Origin of the sequence: Lysinibacillus fusiformis, from assembly GCF_016925635.1 — a bacterium.
Lineage (GTDB): Bacteria > Bacillota > Bacilli > Bacillales_A > Planococcaceae > Lysinibacillus > Lysinibacillus fusiformis_F.
Genome location: NZ_CP070490.1, coordinates 3,079,016 through 3,098,193, shown reverse-complemented (window position 1 = coordinate 3,098,193; position 19,178 = coordinate 3,079,016). Strand labels below are relative to the sequence as shown.

16 protein-coding genes are annotated in these 19,178 nt (G+C 39.7%); all 16 read right to left on the bottom strand.

Going from position 1 to position 19,178, the window contains the following annotated elements:
• Positions 1 to 2: 2 nt before the first annotated feature.
• The 16 genes from JTI58_RS15015 to JTI58_RS14940 all read right to left on the bottom strand — a co-directional run bounded on the left by JTI58_RS15015 (position 3) and on the right by JTI58_RS14940 (position 19,151).
• On the bottom strand, positions 3 to 1,649 hold the full coding sequence (locus JTI58_RS15015; protein WP_205442058.1) for a glycerol-3-phosphate dehydrogenase/oxidase: 1,647 nt from the start codon (positions 1,647 to 1,649) through the stop codon (positions 3 to 5).
• 18 nt (positions 1,650 to 1,667) lie between these two features.
• On the bottom strand, positions 1,668 to 3,161 hold the full coding sequence (gene glpK, locus JTI58_RS15010; protein WP_205442057.1) for a glycerol kinase GlpK: 1,494 nt from the start codon (positions 3,159 to 3,161) through the stop codon (positions 1,668 to 1,670).
• A gap of 18 nt (positions 3,162 to 3,179) precedes the next feature.
• The gene (gene mutL, locus JTI58_RS15005; RefSeq protein WP_205442056.1) at positions 3,180 to 5,042 is read right to left on the bottom strand and encodes a DNA mismatch repair endonuclease MutL; all 1,863 of its coding nucleotides are present in this window, start codon (positions 5,040 to 5,042) and stop codon (positions 3,180 to 3,182) included.
• Positions 5,043 to 5,057: 15 nt separating this feature from the next.
• Complete coding sequence (gene mutS / locus JTI58_RS15000; RefSeq protein ID WP_205442055.1) at positions 5,058 to 7,628, bottom strand: DNA mismatch repair protein MutS; 2,571 nt, start codon at positions 7,626 to 7,628, stop codon at positions 5,058 to 5,060.
• Between the two features lie 128 nt (positions 7,629 to 7,756).
• On the bottom strand, positions 7,757 to 8,410 hold the full coding sequence (gene cotE / locus JTI58_RS14995) for an outer spore coat protein CotE (protein ID WP_205442054.1): 654 nt from the start codon (positions 8,408 to 8,410) through the stop codon (positions 7,757 to 7,759).
• A gap of 136 nt (positions 8,411 to 8,546) precedes the next feature.
• Positions 8,547 to 8,984, bottom strand: coding sequence for a YlbF/YmcA family competence regulator (locus JTI58_RS14990; RefSeq protein WP_004225842.1), 438 nt, complete (start codon positions 8,982 to 8,984; stop codon positions 8,547 to 8,549).
• A complete protein-coding gene (miaB, locus tag JTI58_RS14985; protein ID WP_205442053.1) occupies positions 8,985 to 10,529 on the bottom strand; it encodes a tRNA (N6-isopentenyl adenosine(37)-C2)-methylthiotransferase MiaB in 1,545 nt (514 codons plus the stop codon).
• Positions 10,530 to 10,753: 224 nt separating this feature from the next.
• Positions 10,754 to 12,022, bottom strand: coding sequence for a carboxylate--amine ligase (locus tag JTI58_RS14980; RefSeq protein WP_205442051.1), 1,269 nt, complete (start codon positions 12,020 to 12,022; stop codon positions 10,754 to 10,756).
• A 114-nt stretch (positions 12,023 to 12,136) separates the two neighbouring features.
• Positions 12,137 to 13,147: a histidinol phosphate phosphatase domain-containing protein gene (locus tag JTI58_RS14975; RefSeq protein WP_205442050.1), complete on the bottom strand. Its 1,011-nt coding sequence runs from the start codon at positions 13,145 to 13,147 to the stop codon at positions 12,137 to 12,139.
• Positions 13,147 to 13,929 (bottom strand): DeoR/GlpR family DNA-binding transcription regulator, encoded by a 783-nt coding sequence (locus tag JTI58_RS14970; RefSeq protein ID WP_205442049.1) that lies wholly within the window; start codon positions 13,927 to 13,929, stop codon positions 13,147 to 13,149. The genes JTI58_RS14975 and JTI58_RS14970 overlap by 1 nt, the downstream gene beginning before the upstream one ends.
• Positions 13,926 to 14,927 (bottom strand): ABC transporter ATP-binding protein, encoded by a 1,002-nt coding sequence (locus JTI58_RS14965; protein ID WP_205442048.1) that lies wholly within the window; start codon positions 14,925 to 14,927, stop codon positions 13,926 to 13,928. Before JTI58_RS14965 ends, JTI58_RS14970 begins: the two co-directional genes overlap by 4 nt.
• Positions 14,924 to 15,709, bottom strand: a complete 786-nt coding sequence (locus JTI58_RS14960; RefSeq protein WP_205442047.1) for an ABC transporter permease — start codon at positions 15,707 to 15,709, stop codon at positions 14,924 to 14,926. Before JTI58_RS14960 ends, JTI58_RS14965 begins: the two co-directional genes overlap by 4 nt.
• Positions 15,706 to 16,551 carry an ABC transporter permease gene (locus JTI58_RS14955; protein WP_205442046.1) on the bottom strand — a complete coding sequence of 282 codons (846 nt, stop codon included), beginning with the start codon at positions 16,549 to 16,551 and terminating at the stop codon, positions 15,706 to 15,708. The genes JTI58_RS14960 and JTI58_RS14955 overlap by 4 nt, the downstream gene beginning before the upstream one ends.
• A 72-nt stretch (positions 16,552 to 16,623) precedes the next feature.
• A complete protein-coding gene (locus JTI58_RS14950) occupies positions 16,624 to 17,460 on the bottom strand; it encodes an alkaline phosphatase family protein (protein ID WP_205442045.1) in 837 nt (278 codons plus the stop codon).
• Entirely contained in the window at positions 17,450 to 18,538 is a 1,089-nt protein-coding gene (locus JTI58_RS14945) for an ABC transporter substrate-binding protein (protein ID WP_205442043.1), read from the bottom strand. The genes JTI58_RS14950 and JTI58_RS14945 overlap by 11 nt, the downstream gene beginning before the upstream one ends.
• 235 nt (positions 18,539 to 18,773) lie before the next feature.
• Positions 18,774 to 19,151: an ELKS/Rab6-interacting/CAST family protein gene (locus JTI58_RS14940; protein ID WP_243456052.1), complete on the bottom strand. Its 378-nt coding sequence runs from the start codon at positions 19,149 to 19,151 to the stop codon at positions 18,774 to 18,776.
• Positions 19,152 to 19,178 lie beyond the last annotated feature (27 nt).

Here is a 19,178-nt window from a genome sequence, read left to right as displayed (position 1 = left end):
TCTTACTCCCCTTCTTTCACAAAATTTGTTGCATCGATAATGGCTTGCTCTAATTCAGCAATATACCTGTTTTTTTGTTCCTCTGTATAATTCAAGCGTTGTTGCATCACCTGAATCACTTGCTGCTTATAAAGCTTTACTGCTTCAATATCAAAGTATAATAAGCCCGTACGACGAATAAAGAAGTCGCTAGGTGTATAGATCATTTCGGCTTCTATGCCATACAGTAGCATAGCATGTAGGGCAAGAGGCATTGTACTGCCATGTTCATGTAAAAATTTCACACGATCAAATAAGGCATCTACATTCGTGCCATACTTTTGTACAAGCTGTTTGGCTTCATCATAATTTAAGCCGTATTGTACACCTTCTCGTGCTTTATAGGCAATATAATCAGGGAAATTAATAGCGTTGATTCCTTTTGCGCCAGAAAGTGCTAGCTCACGAGTTAAACAGGCACTCGCATGCTTGTAACGACGTGCCTTCACAATTTTATCGACAATCGTTTCAGCCATTTGGCGATAGCCTGTGAGCTTGCCACCAGCAATCGTCATTAAACCACTGGGCGCTGTCCAAATTTCATCTTTTCTTGAAATTTCAGATGGGTCCTTGCCTTTTTCATAAATTAGTGGTCGTACGCCTGCCCAGGAGGATTCAATTGTTTCTCTTGTAATAGTAGCTGTTGGAAAGACCTTTTTAGCTGCCTCAATTAAATAATCCACATCTTGCTGTGTTGCCACTGGATGTACAGGATTACCCTCAAAAACAGTATCCGTCGTCCCTACATAGGTTTTGCCATCTCGAGGAATAGCAAAGGCCATGCGTCCATCGACAATATCAAAATAAACAGCTTGCTTTAGTGGAAAATCCTTCTGTTTGAGGACAATATGAACGCCCTTTGTCAGACGTAATTGCTTGTTATCTGCTACTTTATCTTTTTGTCGTACGTCATCAACCCAAGGGCCTGTCGCATTTACAATTTGTGCGGCATGGACATCGAGTATGTTACCCGTTACATGATCCTTCACTTTAATGCCAACAAGCTTTTTCTTGTCGTAGATAAATTCCGCCATTTCTGCATAATTGAGGCAAAGTGCTCCATATTCTGCAGCCTTTTTTAATACTTCAATTGTCAGACGGGCATCATCTGTACGGTATTCTACATAGTAGCCGCCACCAACCAATCCATCTTGATTAAGCAAAGGCTCTAATGCTAGGGTTTCTTGGGCGTTTAACATCGTTCTACGTTCATGTTTTTTGACACCCGCCAAGCGATCATAGACCTTTAGTGCCATAGATGTTGTGAATGGACCAAGCGAACCCTTTTTATATAAAGGTAATAGCATTTTTTCAGGCGTTGTCACATGTACCGCATTATCATAAACGATTTCACGCTCTCGCCCAACTTCCACTACAACTCCTACGTCAAATTGCTTTAAATACCGCAGGCCACCGTGAATCAGTTTGGTTGATCGGCTCGACGTACCAGCTGAAAAATCCTGCATATCAATTAATGCGACAGAAAGGCCTCTTGATGCGGCATCTAATGCAATTCCTGCACCTGTAATACCACCACCAATGACTAATACGTCAAAGCTATAGTGCTCTAGATAATATAAAATTTTTGGTCGCTGCTCAAATGAAAACATACCTTTCTCCCCCAATAGCTATGATTTAAAAATTCGTGTTGCCTCTACAGCCTTCTGCCAGCCTGTGTACAGAGCTGTGGCTTGCACTTCATCCATGTGAGGTTGGTAGGTTTGCCCACTCACCCATAATGTGGATAAAGCCTCTTGGTTTGGCCAAAAGCGTGTCGCGAGCCCCGCTAAATAGGCTGCACCGAGTGCTGTCGACTCATTCAATTTTGCTAGTTCAACTTGTAGCTGTAAAACATCACTTTGGAACTGCATTAAAAATTGATTTTTGACAGCTCCACCATCTACACGGAGTACTTCAATCGGAGTACCCGCTGCTTCCTCCATTGCATCCAGTACATCTTTCGTCTGATAGGCTAATGATTCAAGTGTTGCGCGAATAAAATGTTCTTTTGATGTTCCTCGTGTTAAGCCGAAAATGGCGCCACGAGCATCAGTATCCCAGTAAGGTGTACCGAGCCCAACAAAGGCGGGGACAACATAGACGCCATCCGTATTGTCTACTTTTCTAGCATAGGTTTCAGAATCCTCAGCTGTACGAATCATCCGTAGTCCATCACGAAGCCATTGGATAGCTGACCCTGCTACAAAAACACTACCTTCCAATGCATAGGTCACCGTCCCATCTATTCCCCAAGCAATGGTCGTCAATAAACCATTTTCAGATGTCACTGCCTGCCGTCCAGTATTTAATAGCATAAAGCAGCCTGTGCCATACGTGTTTTTCGCCATTCCTTTGGTAAAGCAAGTTTGACCAAAGAGCGCGGCTTGCTGATCACCCGCAATACCAGCAATCGGGATTTTTTCTCCAAAGAATATACTTGGAGCCGTTTCTGTGTATATTTCTGATGAATTCCTTACTTCAGGGAGCATGGACATCGGAATATCTAAAAGCTGGCAAAGCTCCTCATCCCACCGCAATTCGTGAATATTGTAGAGCAAAGTTCGAGCTGCGTTTGAGTAATCGGTCACATGAGCCTTTCCCTTTGATAATCGCCAAACTATCCAGGAATCAATCGTGCCGAATAATAAATCTCCATTGTTAGCCTTTTCACGGGCGCCATCCACATTATCTAAGATCCATTTAATTTTTGTCGCTGAAAAATAAGCATCTAGGCGTAGCCCTGTCTTTTGCTGAAAACGTTCTTCATGCCCCTGTTCTTTTAAGGCATTCACAATGTCCTGTGTTTGGCGTGATTGCCAGACAATCGCATTGTAAATCGGCTGACCTGTGTGTTTATCCCACACAACGGTCGTTTCGCGCTGATTGGTAATACCGATCGCATGAACCTCACTTGCTTCATGCCCACTTTCGGTCAATACGGCTGCAATAACGGACAAAATAGAGCCCCATATTTCATTTGCATTATGCTCTACCCAGCCAGCCTTTGGAAAAATTTGTTGAAATTCCTTTTGTGCGACATGAACAATTTCACCTTTTTTATTAAATAAAATGGCTCTTGAACTTGTCGTTCCTTGATCAATCGCTAAAATAAATTCGCCCATCCATTTTCCCCCTTTTCATTACATAACCCGTTTGAACATTTTTTCCACTTCATATGATGTAAAATGGATAAGCACTGGACGTCCGTGTGGGCATGTAAATGGATTATCTGCATTGCGTAAATCTCGTAGCAATATTTCCATTTGTTCTTTTGTTAAATAATGATTGGCTTTGATCGATTTCTTACAGCTCATCATAATCGCTGCTGCCTCACGTAGTTTTTTGATATCAGCCTTTTTAGTTGTCAGCACCTGTTCAATTAAATCCTCTATGATTTCCTGTTCCTCCCCTTGTGGGAACCAGCTCGGATGCTCACGCACAACGAAAGATGACTGTCCAAATTCCTCTAAGAATACGCCTACAGCTTCTAACTCATGCTTGTGCTCTCTTAATATCAGTGCCTCATCAGCTGCATAATGGAATGTTAGTGGCAACAATAATGCCTGACGTTCATGAGGATTGACTTGACCGACTTTTTCACGGAAAAATTCGTATTTAATGCGTTCCTGTGCGGCATGCTGATCAATTAAGTAAAAACCATCCTCCATTTGCGCGACAATGTATGTGCCATGGATTTGCCCTACTACTTCTAGTTCAGGAAAAGGTTCCTTCGTAGGTGCCTCTTCCAATACTTCCGAATGTGCAACGATCGTTACTTCATCAACTGTTTCAGCGTCCATTTGTGGTGTTGGCTGCCAACTTTCCTCCTGAACAGTAGAAATAGGCATAGGCTCCACTATCTGTTCACGATTGTTTTCTTGAATGGTTTGGACATCATAAAGTTTTTCTACGATGGCATTCATTTTCTCCACATTAATCTTAGGGGCAGGCTTCCAAATATTTAATTGCTCCGTAACTGGTTTAACGATTTTTTCTTTCTTCTCCATTTGTGGGACTCGAATAATGTTGCGTATCTTTTCACGAATGGTTTCTTCTATTAACTTCAAAAGCTCAGGCTCTTTACTTAAACGAATTTGATGTTTTGCAGGATGCACATTCACATCTGTTAAGTAGGGATCACCCTCTATATAAAGAACAACTATTGGAAAACGCTCAATAGGTAAATACGTATGATAGGCATCGACAATAGCCTTTTGTACTAAATAATGCTTGACCCAGCGACCATTGACAAATAGGGACATATAATTTTTAGAAGCACGTGTTACCTCTGGTAAGGTTACAAAGCCAGAAATTCGATAATCATATGACTCGCCTTGAAATGACACCATTTTCTTGGCATTATGTACACCATAAATAGCAGCAAGTACTTGTTGTACATCTCCTCGACCATTTGTTTGCAGTAATTGTTGACCATTATGCAGTAATCTAAATGCAATTTGTGGGTTACCAAGTGCGAGGCGATTCATCAGGTCTATTGTATGCCCAAGTTCGGTTTGAATGGTTTTCATATATTTTAAGCGGGCGGGTGTATTAAAGAATAGCTGTGATACTGTTAAATCAGTCCCTTTGCGCAACGGACCAGGCTTATGAGTGAGGATATGTCCACCTTCAAGCTCTAAATGAGTACCAGATTCACCATTTGATGTAATCAATGTCATTTTGGAAACAGAGGCGATAGATGCTAAAGCCTCGCCACGGAAGCCAAGTGTTCGAATACGGAATAAATCATGTTCTTGATGAATTTTACTAGTAGCATGACGAGAGAATGATATTACTGCATCCTCTTCATCCATACCGCTACCATTATCTATTACTTGAATGGAAGTGAGACCCGCTTCTAGTAAAAAAACATCAATGGACGTACTTCCAGCATCAATAGCATTTTCCACTAGCTCTTTGACAACAGAAGCTGGTCTTTCTACTACCTCTCCTGCTGCGATTTTATTGGATAGCCATTCGTCCATAATTTGTATGTTTCCCACTAACGTATCACTCCTTTATTTTTTAGCGTTCACTAGCTCTTGCTGTAGCTCATATAAAATATTCATCGCCTGCATTGGTGATGTACCTAAAATATTTACCTTTTCTAATTTCTTTAGCACCTCTGCCTCGGCTGGTGAAAGCGGCTCTGCTTCTGCAAATAAAGACATCTGCACTGGTTGTTCAGCTATCACCTGTGTTTCGGCAACTACCTCTTTCCCTGCCTCAAAGTTCTCAAGTAATACACGTGCTCTAGCTAAAATTTCTTCTGGTAATTGAGCAAGTTGTGCCACATGGATACCATAGGATTTATCAGCCGCGCCTTTTTTCACCTTATGCAGGAAAACGACCGTACCATTTTTTTCAGTGGCCGAAACATGCACATTTTGTAAGCGTGGCAAATCCTTTTCAAGTGCTGTCAATTCATGATAGTGCGTAGAAAATAACGTATTTGCTCCAATTTTGTCATGAATATACTCCATCATCGATTGTGCCAAACTCATACCATCATAGGTTGATGTTCCACGTCCAATTTCATCAAATAGCATCAAGCTATTTTTCGTTGCATGCATAATAGCATGTTGCGATTCAAGCATCTCCACCATAAATGTAGATTGCCCTGCTGCTAAATCATCGGCCGCTCCAATTCGAGTAAAAATTTGATCGGTAATAGGCAATTTTGCTTTTTCAGCAGGTACATAGCAGCCCATTTGCGCCATGACAACAATTAATGCTACTTGACGCATATAAGTACTTTTACCAGACATATTCGGCCCTGTAATAAGCATCATATTGTTCTGCTCTTCTAGCACACAATCGTTTGGCACATACATTTGCTTATTCAGCATTTTTTCAACTACAGGATGGCGTCCTTCAATAATTTCTAGGGCACGTCCACCATGAAATTCTGGTTTCGTAAAACGGTATTTTTCTGAGACGCTCGCAAAGCTTAGTAAAACATCTAGCTCACTAATGCTTGCTGCCAGTGCTTGGACACGTGGAATATAAGCTTTTAATGCATCACGAATTTCCACAAACAGGTTGTACTCTAATGTTAAGCTTTCTTCTTCAGCATTTAAAATCAATGCTTCTTTTTCTTTTAGTTCCTGTGTAATATAGCGCTCCGCATTCGCCAGCGTTTGTTTGCGCTCATAGCGTGTTAAATCCGCTAAATGAATATTTGATTTTGTAATTTCAATGTAGTAACCAAAAATGCGATTATAGCCTATTTTTAAATTTTTAATCCCCGTTTTCACACGCTCTTCTTGTTCAAGCTGGGCAATCCAATCCTTACCATTACGAGCAGCATAGCGCAGTTCGTCTAAGCGTTCATTATAGCCATCACGGATGACATCCCCTTCTTTAATGGTAATAGGTGGATTATCTGTAATCGCTTTTGCTAACAGTTCCTCGACATCTGTACATGTATCAAGTTCCACACCTAATTGCTGTAATGTTTCTTTATTTGACCCCATCAACTGTTGCTGAATAGCCGGTACTTGGCGTAAAGAATCACGCAGCTGGGCTAAATCTCGTCCACCCACATTGCCAAAAGCAACACGACCAGCCAACCGCTCTAAATCATATACTTGTTTTAAGGATGCTTGGAGCTCTGTTCGTATAAAATATTCTTCCAATAAATCCGTAACAATCGCTAGTCTAGCTTCTATAGCTGAACGTGTGGCAAGCGGCTGGTGTAGCCATTGTTTTAATTTTCGCCCACCCATCGCTGTCACGGTGTCATCTAATAGCCATAAAAGTGTCCCTTTTTGATCTCCACCACGAATCGATTGAATAAGCTCTAAATTTCGCTTAGAGCTAGAATCAATGCGTAAATAATCTTTGATTTCATTAAACGTAAATGCTTGAATATGTGATAAAGATCGCATTTGCGTTTGATCGATATAAGCTAACAAGCGAAGACACGCAATTTGTAACGGTTGTGGTACAGCTTCTAAATAGCTTGCTGCTTTGTCCATAGACATTTCATTCACTTCAATCGAAAGCACGATACCAGCATTGACGGCATGCTCTGCTAACAATAGCTGCAAACTATCCGTTACAATAAGCTCTCGAATACCATAAGCCTGCATTTGCATTAATAATGCTTTCCCATCGCCTTCAATAGACGACGCCACTGCTTCACCTGTTGATAAATCTAAATAAGCGTAGCCAAATGTTGTGGCATCTAGTTGCTCTGCCGCGCCAATAAAATGATTGGATTTACCATCAAGTGCCTTCCCTTCCATAATTGTTCCTGGTGTGATAAGCCGAACCACTTCACGTTTGACCACACCTTTTGCTTGCTTTGGATCTTCTGTTTGTTCACAAACGGCCACTTTATAGCCTTTTTGCACAAGTGTTTCAATATAATTTTTAGCCGAATGATGCGGCACACCGCACATTGGTATTCGCTCTTTTGCGCCTGCATCTCGGCTTGTTAATGTAATCTCTAAAATTTGTGAGGCATTGATAGCATCCTCAAAAAACATTTCATAAAAGTCACCTAATCTAAAAAATAAAAAGGCATCTTTGTAATCTTCCTTTACCTGTAGATACTGTTGCATCATTGGTGTATAAGTTGTCATATCACTATTTCCCTCGCTCTTGCCTTATAGATATTTTTATTATAACAAAAGATACATGCGAAACGCTTCATTCACCTTTTTTAAGATGCTAGCATTTCGCATGTATCAAAAAATGATGTTTTTTAAACTTATCTTGGTCGTTCATCAGGAAACGATGAAGACTCTAACACATACCTACCTTCTCCTTCAGGACTTGAAGATGAGCTGGAACTAGAGCTTGATGAGGATGAAGATGAACTCTCATCATTCAGGCTCCAATCTTCTTCATAGTCTAGTGGATGGACACTAATACAAATTGTTGTTTCACCCATTACTTCCACAACTACTTCACGTTCCACTACAATTTCAAACTTCGTACCACATGGAGAGATAATCGCTTCAATACAATTTGGCTCTTGTATCACACGTACACGAACGTCATCACCAACGCTAATTTCACCTTCTCGATAGTGAAGCTTCACTTTGTCTTTATAGTGAATCGTTTCAGAAAACACAGCTGTTTTCGAATGATTACTATAGGCATACCACACATTGACATCAAATTTCCCTGTTACTTCTACAAATTTCCCGACTCTTTTTGCAGAGCAAGTGTGATTGATTACCCAGCATCCTAAAATACTTGTCGGTTTATTTGTTGGTGATAATGTCACACGTTCTTCCGTTCTCTTCTTCCCTTTGGCAACTACTGCTTTCGTCACGATTTGTCGTAAACGTTTCAGCGCAATTCCTCCTTCGACTCTTTTCACTCCATCATATGCAGGTAGCGCCCATTGGGTGAACATATATTTTTAGAGAATGAAAAGTATCGTCCAGATCTTTTTCCGTGAGAGGTCTGCTATAGCGTGGGAATGCTTCAATAGAAGAAGACATGAAAAAAGCTCGAATGCTGTCATTCGAGCTTTGATTTCCAAGGGTTTATTAAGAGCAGCTACCTGGCTGAGTATTTTCTACGTATGAACCCGTTTCACCACGAAGAACATCGCCACCAGTTGAGCGAATAATTTCATTTGTAACATTATTCGCGATGGTATTTGAAACAAGTTGCAATAAATCATTCACATCGCCTTGTGATTCTTTAAATTGTTGCACAACTGGGATGGCATTAATTTCTTCTTCGATTTTAGCAATTTTATCTTCAATCATTTTTAATGCTTTTTCTTTCCCTAAGTGTTGGAAATTAACCGCTTGTTTTTGTAAGCTTTTTAAGCTGGCAATACGTTCACGTACTTGTTGATTTTCATTAATCTGTGCTTCTGCCTTTTTGAAAAATTCAACCTCTGGCGTATTTGCAATCATATGTGCAATTTCATGTGATTTTTTAATTAAATCTTCTTTTGTATATAAGACTTGTGTCATTTACGCTTCCACCTTTTCATTTTTTACGACTTCCAAAAATTCACCAGTAAGTGAATAAGATGTAGTCTCTGTTATTTTTACTTTTACTAATTGACCAATTACTTCTGCTGGTGCTTTAAAGTTAACTAAACGATTTTTCCGCGTATAGCCTGCTAACACATCGTCGCGTCGTTTACTTGTACCTTCAACTAATACTTCGACAACCTCACCATTTAAACGCTCTAATGCTTTGCGTGAGTATTCACCCACTACTTCATTTAAACGTTGAAGACGCTCTTTTTTCACCTCTTCAGGTACATTGTCGATCATTTTTGCAGCTGGTGTGCCCTCACGTGGAGAATAAATATACGTAAACGCTGCCTCAAAGCCGACTTCACGGTATAAGGACAATGTTTCCTCAAATTGCTCCTCTGTTTCATTCGGATAGCCAACGATAATATCTGTTGTTAATGTTACTTCAGGTATAGCAGCTTTAATTCTGTCCACTAAACCTAGGAAATGCTCGCGTGTATATTTACGCGCCATAATTTTTAAGACATCATTCGAGCCAGATTGTACTGGTAAATGGATATGCTCAACTAAGTTGCCACGTTTTGCAAGCACTTCGATTAAATGATCATCAAAGTCACGTGGATGACTCGTTGTAAAACGGATCCGTGGAATATCAATCTTTCTTAATTCATCCATTAAATCACCAAGACGATAATCAATATCCTCAAAATCTTTGCCGTAAGCGTTGACATTTTGTCCCAGCAACATAATTTCTTTGTAGCCCGCTGCCGCTAGCTCACGTACTTCAGCAATGATTTCCTCTGGTCGGCGACTACGCTCTTTACCTCGTGTATACGGAACGATGCAATACGTACAGAATTTATCGCACCCATACATAATATTAACCCAAGCCTTAATGGAACCAAGACGTTTTTTCGGCAGATTTTCAATGACATCGCCTTCTTTAGACCAAACCTCTATCACCATTTCCTTCGACATGTAAGCTTCTTTTAAAATGTTTGGCAAACGGTGAATATTATGTGTACCAAATACCATATCGACATGTGGATAGCTTCTTAAAATTTTATTAACAACAGATTCCTCTTGCGACATACAGCCACAAACCCCGATTAGCATCTCAGGGTTTTTTCGTTTATATTTCAGCAGGAAACCAAGTTCTCCAAATACTTTGTTTTCTGCATTTTCACGAATTGCACATGTATTTAGCAAGACAACGTCAGCCTCTTCAATCACCTCTGTTGGTGTGTAGCCCAGCTGCATAAAAATCCCAGCCATTACTTCTGTGTCATGCTCATTCATTTGGCAGCCATAAGTACGAATATAGAAGGTGCGATCTTTGCCCATTCCTGCGAACTCTTCTGCAATGCTAAAATCCTTATGATACTTGACATCTTCTTTCCCACGTTTTTTAGCATCTTTTAAGGAAGGAGCCGTAAAGACCCTCTCAAAATATTTACTATAATCCTTTTCAGGCTTGTCTTCTTTTTTTGGTTGATTGACTTGTTGATTAGCTAAGCGTTGTTCCTCATTCATCGCAATCAGGTAACTCCTTTCAAACGAAATCCATGCACTTGAATTCCCATTTTATTATTATACTGAATAGTTGATACTTCCTACAAGGTTTGCGCCTCAAATGTCGTGGTTTCGACTTAATTACATGAAGATAGGCGTAATTATCCATCCGCTTTGATGTTCTATCCTTCCGTTAGGGCTTTGTATCCTCCTGTTTCGAAGCGCGATCCTTCTGTTTGCATATGCTAACCATTGCTTTCATTAAAATACTTGCTGTACTTTACATGTAAATACGAATCATACAATTTCAACTTCATCCAACGCTTTATATTCATATCTTCTTTATACAGTAATGCATTCGTGTATTGCCCTTCTTTCATTAATTGCTTTGCTTCAATTTTTAATTTTTCATTCTTCATGTATTTAAATAATGTTTTTGGAGGAAGTAGTGACCATACATGCTTCGTCTGGACATATGTTCGCTCATGATTAACCTGGAATAAATAATCATCCACCACATACTGCATTAAATTATGACCACTCGCTGTTACATAGTAGCTTGAAGCCCCTGCTCGCAAATTCATTTCAAATAGCTTATATTCCCCATCCCTAGCGTCATATTTCATATCAAAATTAGCAAAACCTGTATAGCCAATTTCCTCTAAAAAATGGCGAATTGATTCCATTAGCTGTTCATCATAGTCCGTCATGACAGCTAAAGAAATACCTTTGTTTTGCGGAGATGGATCTTCAAGTAGCTTGTTGCTTACACACATCAACTTTACTTTTTGATCCCTTCCTACATATACATCTAGTACACGTATATAGGAATCATCGCCTGGAATAAATTCTTGAACGATTAAGGCATCTTGATAGCTAGAACGATAAATACTGCGAATGATGTGCTGCATCTCGTCTGCATCATGCACTAAAAATATTTTTTTCTTCTCGGGAAAGGAACAGTTCGTATAGGTCACGGCATTGGAAGGTTTAATAATAATGGGATACTGGATCGGGAGTTCACTATTTGCATGATGTTCCTTTGTGATGATCATGGTTTTGGGGTATTTTAACTGATATTTATCACAAAGCTGGTAAAACTTTTCCTTTGTTTGCACCATCTTTAGTAAAGCCTGATCAATATAAGGTAAAATAAAGTACTTTTCAAGCAGCTCTTTATTTTTAATGATAAGCTCTGCATAGTAGCAGTCACAAACTAATAAAATCAATTTCTTTTGTTGGCACTGCATGGCTAATCCGACTAGCGCTTGTACAAAACGGCTAGGATCATCTAAATGTTCCACATATTGAAAATCCAGAATACCGCTATTTTGCGTGGCAATTCCCTGAGAGCCTCCCAAAAAGAGTGAGCGCATCGTTCGCCCTTTTTTAGCTGGCTCAATGACAAGACTTTTGATGCGATAGGCTTCATAAAAAGAGCGGGCTACCCCATAGGCATGCTGACCCGATTGTATAATAATTGGCAAAAAAGGTTGTTCTTTAATGGATGTCAATTTGATTCGCCTCACATTATAAAAATGAATTTAATCATTTGTATGCAAGCTAAATTGTACTTATGTAATACGAATAAAAGGCACTACAATGAAACTTTAGTGCCTTTTCTCTACCTATAACGTGATCATTTTTTTAACTCGCTGCTCAAAAGCGACAATGGCTTGAACGCCATAACCCTTTAGTAGCTCAGTATTGGCAAATGTATATTTACCTAAATCATCCGGGAAATGCGCATCAGAGGATACGGTAAAAGCAACTCCATGGTCAAGTAAGGTTTGTAAAAAAAGAGGACCCGGACACATTTCCTTTACAGGGTAGCGATAATACAGCCCGGCATTGATTTCAGTGGCGGTTTGAGTAGACGTTAGTGCCTGTGCAATACGTTTATACCAAACTTCAAGAAAAGTACGATCCTCCACTTGATAATTAAATACTTTAAAATTATCTAAATGGGCAACAAAATCAAACATATTAGAAAGAATCATTTGCTCAACTACTCCAAAAAACCGCTCATAACTTTGTTGTAAAGTGGGCTGATCCATTTGCTCAAAAAAATATTGTGTTTGCGGATTATCGAAGCCCCAACCATCAACAAAGTGAACTGAACCAATCACATAATCCCAAGGATAACCAGCCAGTAAAGCCGTTAATTCCTCCTCCCCACCAACAAAATAATCTGCCTCTATACCAAGCCTCAGTGTAATGCCATGTTGACGCCATTTTTCCTTTGCCTGCTGAATGGTCGTGACAAAAGCATCTATATTTTCTGTCATCACGCGATCCAGCCAATAGCGCTGTATTTGTCCAATTTCGCTATCATCTAGCCTCATAAAGCGCTCAAAATAGGGCCGTGTTTCTTGAAAACGATATAAATGATCAACAATACCTACCTCACGCAAGCCAAGCCGCTTTGCCTGTTCGAGATATAAATCCAACCATTCCTCACTATAACAGCCATTTTTCACACGTTGTGCTAGCCGCTGTACTTGACAGGTCATTTGTTGCTTAGAGCCCTTTTCCATCTCATCCTCCTGATGGAAAAACGCCAGTGCCTGTGATGTACGCTCTAGCCAGCGAAATGAATAGGGTCCCTCTTCTAAATGTACATGATAATCAATTGTCATCAGCTCTTCCCTCCATTACATACCGTCCATTTTTCCTCATAAGCTTGCCATTCTAATGGACAAGTGCTTTCGCAAAGAATTTCTGTACATTCATCAAGATGACAGATTTGAAAAAATGATTTGCCATTGATTTTGGCTGCATCCGCTAATAAATAACTCACTTTACTATGCTTGAGCATTTTCTTAGAAATAAGAGATTCATCCAAATCGTAATCATAAACAATGCCCTCACTAATGCCACCGCACGATAAAAAGGCCTTATCAAAATTCATATTATCTAGCATTTCTAACGTCATAGCACCTGCAACTGAAGATTGTTTTGGATTCGCAGTGCCCCCTAGTAATATGACCTTGCCTGTCATGCGTCGTTCTTCAATAGCTAAATTAAATTGAATAGCTGCTGCAATCGAATTCGTGACAACTGTTATATCATCGACAGCTAATAAAAAATCGGCCATATGCACTGTTGTAGTACCTGTATCTACTGCAATAGTATCGCCGTCGCAAATGCGTTTTGCTGCCATACGAGCAATTTGTCGCTTTGCCTCCTTTTGCATTTGTAGCTTGCGTAAAAACACCGGTTCATTGCGTACGTTTGTGTATTTAATAGCCCCACCATGAACTCTTGATAATAAATGCTGTTGCTCTAATTCATCAAAATCTCGGCGAATGGTTTCTGGTGCTACTTGAAGGGCATCGGCAATATTGGCAACAATAATTTTTCCTTCTATATCTAATTGTTTTAAAATAAATTCAAATCTTTCCAGTTTTGCGTAAGTCATGCTAATGCAATCACATCTTCTTGTGCGACATAACACTTATAGGTTTTTCCCATTTCAATCGAATAGCCTTGTTGATGCAGTTGTTCCATTGTAAACGCCATTTCCCCATCAAACGTAGTACGAATAATATTGCCACTCATTAATGATTGTTTGGCAATTCCGGAGAGACACAAATCTCCATCTCTTTGATCGAGATGCAATGCTTCAGGTCGAATGGCAAATTTAGAGGATAGCTCTACTAAAGATTTTCCAAGCATTTTCTCTAAAGACTGGCGTGGAAAGACATTATAATGACCGATGAAATTAGCAATAAATTCATTATTCGGTCGCGTATAGATTTCTGTTGGTGTACCATTTTGGGCAATATGGCCATTATTCATGACGAATATTCTATCCGAAACAGCCATCGCCTCCTCCTGATCATGTGTAACAAGAATCATTGTCATATTTAATTTTCGTTGAATTGCTCTTAAATCGGCTTGTAGTTTCTTGCGAATTTGAGCATCAAGCGCACTAAGCGGTTCATCTAATAACAGTACTTTAGGGCGGACAATTAATGCACGTGCCAGAGCAACACGCTGCTGTTGTCCCCCAGATAATTCTTTCGGGTAAGCATTGGCTTTCTCACTTAAATGAACAAGTGCTAGCATTTCTTGAACACGCTGTTCAATATCTGCCTTACTGACTTTTTGCATATGCAAACCAAAAGCAACATTTTCTAGCACAGTCATATTAGGAAAAAGTGCATAGGATTGAAAGACCATGCCCACTTGACGATCCTTCGGTTGTACGCCACTCATATCTTTTCCTTCAATCAAAATTTTACCTGCCGATGCATCTGTTAAGCCAGCAACAATGCGCAAAATGGTACTCTTTCCACAGCCACTAGGACCTAACAGTGTGATAAATTCACCCTTTTGAATTTCCATATGAATATTGGTTAAAACAGTTGCTTGTCCATATTTTTTATGAAGTCCTTCAATAACAAGATAACTCATAGATTTGTAGCACCTTTCGATCGTTTCGTTACGATTGCAATGACAAATGTTAATAGACCAATTAGCACGAGATAGATGAAAACAACTGCACTAGCAATATGTCCACTTGTGCTAAGCTTTTTCATTAAATAAATTTGAACTGTTTCAAAGCGAGAGCCAACAACAAGATTAATCAAGACAAATTCACCAAATAAGACAGAGAAGGATAACAATGCGCCTGCAAATAGGCCAGGATAAACGGTAGGCAGTAAGATTTTTGTGAATGCTTGCCTTTTGGATGCACCTAGCAATTGAGCCGCATCAAGTAGCTGCCTCGCATCTATATTTCTTAAACTATTTCGTGTACCTTGATAGATATAAGGAAGAATTCCCACAACATAGGCGCCTAAAACAACGAATATCATCGGTATACCTATTTTGCTATAAACACGTATAAGCCCTACTGCTAAAATAATTCCTGGGAAAGAATACACCATCACCACTGCCATCTGTATCCATTTCTCATATTTAGGAAAGTACAGGACGATGACAAAGATGGCTGGCACAATAACGAGGAGTGCGATACTAACTGCACCACCTGCTAAAAGTACTGAACGGCCAAATGCCTGAATAAATTCGGTATCCTGAAACAATGTGGCAAGCCATTTGAATGTGAGTCCCTCTGGCAATATCGTTTTATTCCATTTTGTTGCAAACGCATAGAGCATCGTTGCCAACACTGGTAATAGTAAATACCCCACTAACAGAAGGAAGAAAAAATCAGCCAAGCCACGCTTTTTCATTTTACTTTCCTCCTTGTTTTAGAGATACTCCACTCACTAATAAGCATGGCCGTCACCATTGTCACTGCTAATATGACCGCAATGGCACTGGCTAGCTCTGGCTGAGCAAATATATCACCTTTTATTAAGGAGCCAATACGAATCGCCACTAAATTATAATTACTGCTTGTTAATGCATAAGCAGAGGCATACGCCCCCATTGCATTGGCAAACAATACACTAAAGGTTCCCACAATCCCTGGAAGCATAACCGGTAAACCAATTTTCAGCCAAAACTGCCAGCTAGATGCCCCTAGAAGGGCTGCTGCCTCCTTCCATTGCTGCTGTATCCCATCATAAATGGGATATAGCAGCATAAGCGCTAATGGTAGTTGAAAATAAATATAAATAAGTAACAAACCGCCCCAGCTATAAAGAGAAAAGGACGTCAACACATCAATATCCCATTTGTCAAATAACAATGTAAATAATCCACTATTACCAAGTAAAACAATAAAAGCAAATGCTAGCGGAATGCCTGAAAAATTGGATGTTAAGTTCGTTAGTATTAAAATTTTCTCCCGTACTGGCTCAGAAAACTTCATCATGGCATAGACAGCAAACAATGTGACAAACAATGCAATGACAGCCGAGATAACGGACAATGTTATGCTATTTTTAAATCCTTGCAAAATATAATCGTTCGTAAAAATGGACTTGTATTGCGCCAGTGTAAAGCCCTCACTATTTTGAAAGCTCGTAATAAGCATATACAGTAAAGGTACTAGGAAAAATAATAAGAGTAGAACAAGAAAAGGCGAAAGCCAAGCAATGGACTGCCGCTTCGATATCAACACAACCACTTCTTTCTATAATTACTTGCGGCTCAAGAGGGATAGTAGTCGCTCCAACCTAAAAGGAGCGACTACTCCTAGTTACACCTCTTTTGCTGTATACACACCTTCTAGCAAAAGTGGCACCATATCTTCTGCAGGCTTCATATTTAATAAATGACAGCACAGTGGCGCAACTTGTAATTGCGAAATAATGCCTTCCTTTATACCAGCCTTTACGGAATCTGATATGACAAACAGTGGGACATAACGATCCTCATGCGTTGTTCCACCATGATTGCCATCACTTGTCATACCATGGTCAGCTGTCACAATTATCTCATAGCCTTGTGCCATACACTTTGGAATAAATAATGAAAGTAAGGCATCCATCGCTAAAACACGATTGCGATATTGAGCAGAATCCGCCGTAAATTTGTGGCCATCATCATCAACATTCATTGGATGAATATAAAGGAAATCAGGTTGCTTTTGATCCATTAACCATGCTGCATCGGCAAACACATGACTATCTGGATAATGATCCTCAAAATAGAACATACCGTTGTCAATTGGTAATTGCGTATCAAGTTGTAGCCTGTCTTCCATATGATTAAAGGGCGCTCTATTATAAAGCTCACTTACCCAATAATAGGCGGAGGCGGAGGTGGACAAACCATGCTCCTTTGCGACATGAAAGACACTTTGTTGATTCGATAAACGCACAGTCATATTGCTAGTAACGCCATGCACAATGGGGGGTGTACCCGTTAAAATCGTCTCATACAATGGTCTGGATAATGATGGTACCTCTGCGCAAATCTTATAGCGAGCAGCCACCTGACGCTCGACTAAATGGTGCAAAAATCCCATATGTGTACAGGCTGTATCAAAACGCAATGCATCGATGACAATAAGAACCACTTTGTTATTTTGCATGGATTAACACCTGCTCTTGATAAAGCTGAGGGATTTGCTTCGTCGTGTCTTCCCATTTCTTTTGATCTTTTACTGGCTGTGCATTCGTATACATATCTGCTGGTAATAATAAGTCTTTTACTTCCTGAGGAAGGTCTACTTTATCTCGAATCGGACGCGCATAGCCTTTTGCTAAATTTTCTTGACCAGCATCTGAAAGAATATATTCACGTGCTAGCATGGCAGCATGTGGGTTTTTGGCATATTTATTAATTACCGTTGCATAACCAGAAGTGACAGACCCTTCTTTTGGTATCACTACATCAAAGCGCTCCTCATCGATTTGGTGACGATAGCCTAGTGCATTAAAATCCCATAAGATTGCAACATCTATTTCACCTTTTTCTAGGTTCGCTACTGATGGATCTCCCTGTAAACGCCCTTGCTTCGCTAATTCGGCAAAGAAATCAATGCCTGGCTGGATGTTCGACTCATCCCCTCCAAAGGCCATTGCCGCTGCTAAAATAGCAAACTGTGCTTGGTTAGCCGTTAATGCATCCCCAATACTGACTGTATAATTCCCATTTTTCAGATCTTCCCATGATGTTGGGGCATTCTTCACATTATTTTTATCTGTCAAAAAAGAAATGGTTCCTGTATAGCCAACAATCCAGTGTCCTTCTTCGTCTTTAGCCCAATCAGGTATTTCATCCCAATACGACGTTTTGTATGGTAATGTTAAGCCCTTGTCCTTAGCAATTGGTCCAAAAGCAATTCCGACATCTCCAATGTCTGCTGTAGCATCATCTTTCTCTGCTTCAAACTTCGCTAACTCCTCGGCACTCGACATATCCGTATCCTTGTGTTTGATGCTATATTCGGTCCCGAGTTCCTCCCAAGTTTCTACCCAGTTCGCCCATGTATCTGGCATACCAACAGAATTAACAGTGCCCTCTTCTTTTGCTTTTTCTGTAATTTCTTCAAGCGATAAATCCTTGTTTACCTCATTTGCACTAGATGAACTGTCAGAACAAGCTGCCAACATGGAAATGGCTAATGCACCGATTAGACCTTTTTTCCACAGTTTTTGAATTGCCATGTGTTGGACCCTCCATTTGTTTTGCTTTATTTTTATTTGCTTACATCCGTAATGGTATAAAACAAACATTAAGCAAGTATGGAGGTGTTAAAAATATTTAGTAAAAATTATTGAGGAATTATAAATATCTATGAAAATAATGAATAAGTGAAGTAGAATTGTAAAGTTGTATGAGGAGAATAAGGAAAAACCTAGGTATGTGTACGTTTGCTTTACAGACGTACACATACCTAGGTTATTTGGAGAGACCTAAAAAATCAGCATATGTATGCGGCTCATTTTCCTTGAGAATTGTTAAAAATGTAAATGCCAGTTGTACAACTGACCACCATCTCATATTGTACGACATCTCAAAACGAGAAGGTTCTAATGAAAAGACATCTTGAAAAATATCTAGCGGCTCTATTTGCTCATCCTTTAAAATGGATAGAAAGCCAAGAAATAACGTATGATCTTTGACTTCAATCAGTTTGTCCTCTACAAGAGCATCAATATTTTCAGGCTGCTGAAAATTACATTGTGTAGCTACATAACGTTCTAAATCCTGAGCACGCTTTCGGTCTTCACGTTCCTTTTTTTTTGCAATAAAATCAATGACGTTATTCACGTTCATCGCCTCTTTTTTTCTTTTATTGTAGCA

Bases quoted from the DNA above. Each gene is read 5' to 3' on its own strand.
- JTI58_RS14960 (WP_205442047.1), bottom strand. From the start codon at position 15,709: ATGAAAAAGCGTGGCTTGGCTGATTTTTTCTTCCTTCTGTTAGTGGGG.
- JTI58_RS15015 (WP_205442058.1), bottom strand. From the start codon at position 1,649: ATGTTTTCATTTGAGCAGCGACCAAAAATTTTATATTATCTAGAGCAC.
- mutS (WP_205442055.1), bottom strand. From the start codon at position 7,628: ATGACAACTTATACACCAATGATGCAACAGTATCTACAGGTAAAGGAA.
- JTI58_RS14965 (WP_205442048.1), bottom strand. From the start codon at position 14,927: ATGAGTTATCTTGTTATTGAAGGACTTCATAAAAAATATGGACAAGCA.
- JTI58_RS14975 (WP_205442050.1), bottom strand. From the start codon at position 13,147: ATGACAATTGATTATCATGTACATTTAGAAGAGGGACCCTATTCATTT.
- JTI58_RS14940 (WP_243456052.1), bottom strand. From the start codon at position 19,151: ATGAACGTGAATAACGTCATTGATTTTATTGCAAAAAAAAAGGAACGT.
- JTI58_RS14970 (WP_205442049.1), bottom strand. From the start codon at position 13,929: ATGACTTACGCAAAACTGGAAAGATTTGAATTTATTTTAAAACAATTA.
- glpK (WP_205442057.1), bottom strand. From the start codon at position 3,161: ATGGGCGAATTTATTTTAGCGATTGATCAAGGAACGACAAGTTCAAGA.
- miaB (WP_205442053.1), bottom strand. From the start codon at position 10,529: ATGAATGAGGAACAACGCTTAGCTAATCAACAAGTCAATCAACCAAAA.
- cotE (WP_205442054.1), bottom strand. From the start codon at position 8,410: ATGTTCACCCAATGGGCGCTACCTGCATATGATGGAGTGAAAAGAGTC.
- JTI58_RS14990 (WP_004225842.1), bottom strand. From the start codon at position 8,984: ATGACACAAGTCTTATATACAAAAGAAGATTTAATTAAAAAATCACAT.
- JTI58_RS14950 (WP_205442045.1), bottom strand. From the start codon at position 17,460: ATGCAAAATAACAAAGTGGTTCTTATTGTCATCGATGCATTGCGTTTT.
- JTI58_RS14945 (WP_205442043.1), bottom strand. From the start codon at position 18,538: ATGGCAATTCAAAAACTGTGGAAAAAAGGTCTAATCGGTGCATTAGCC.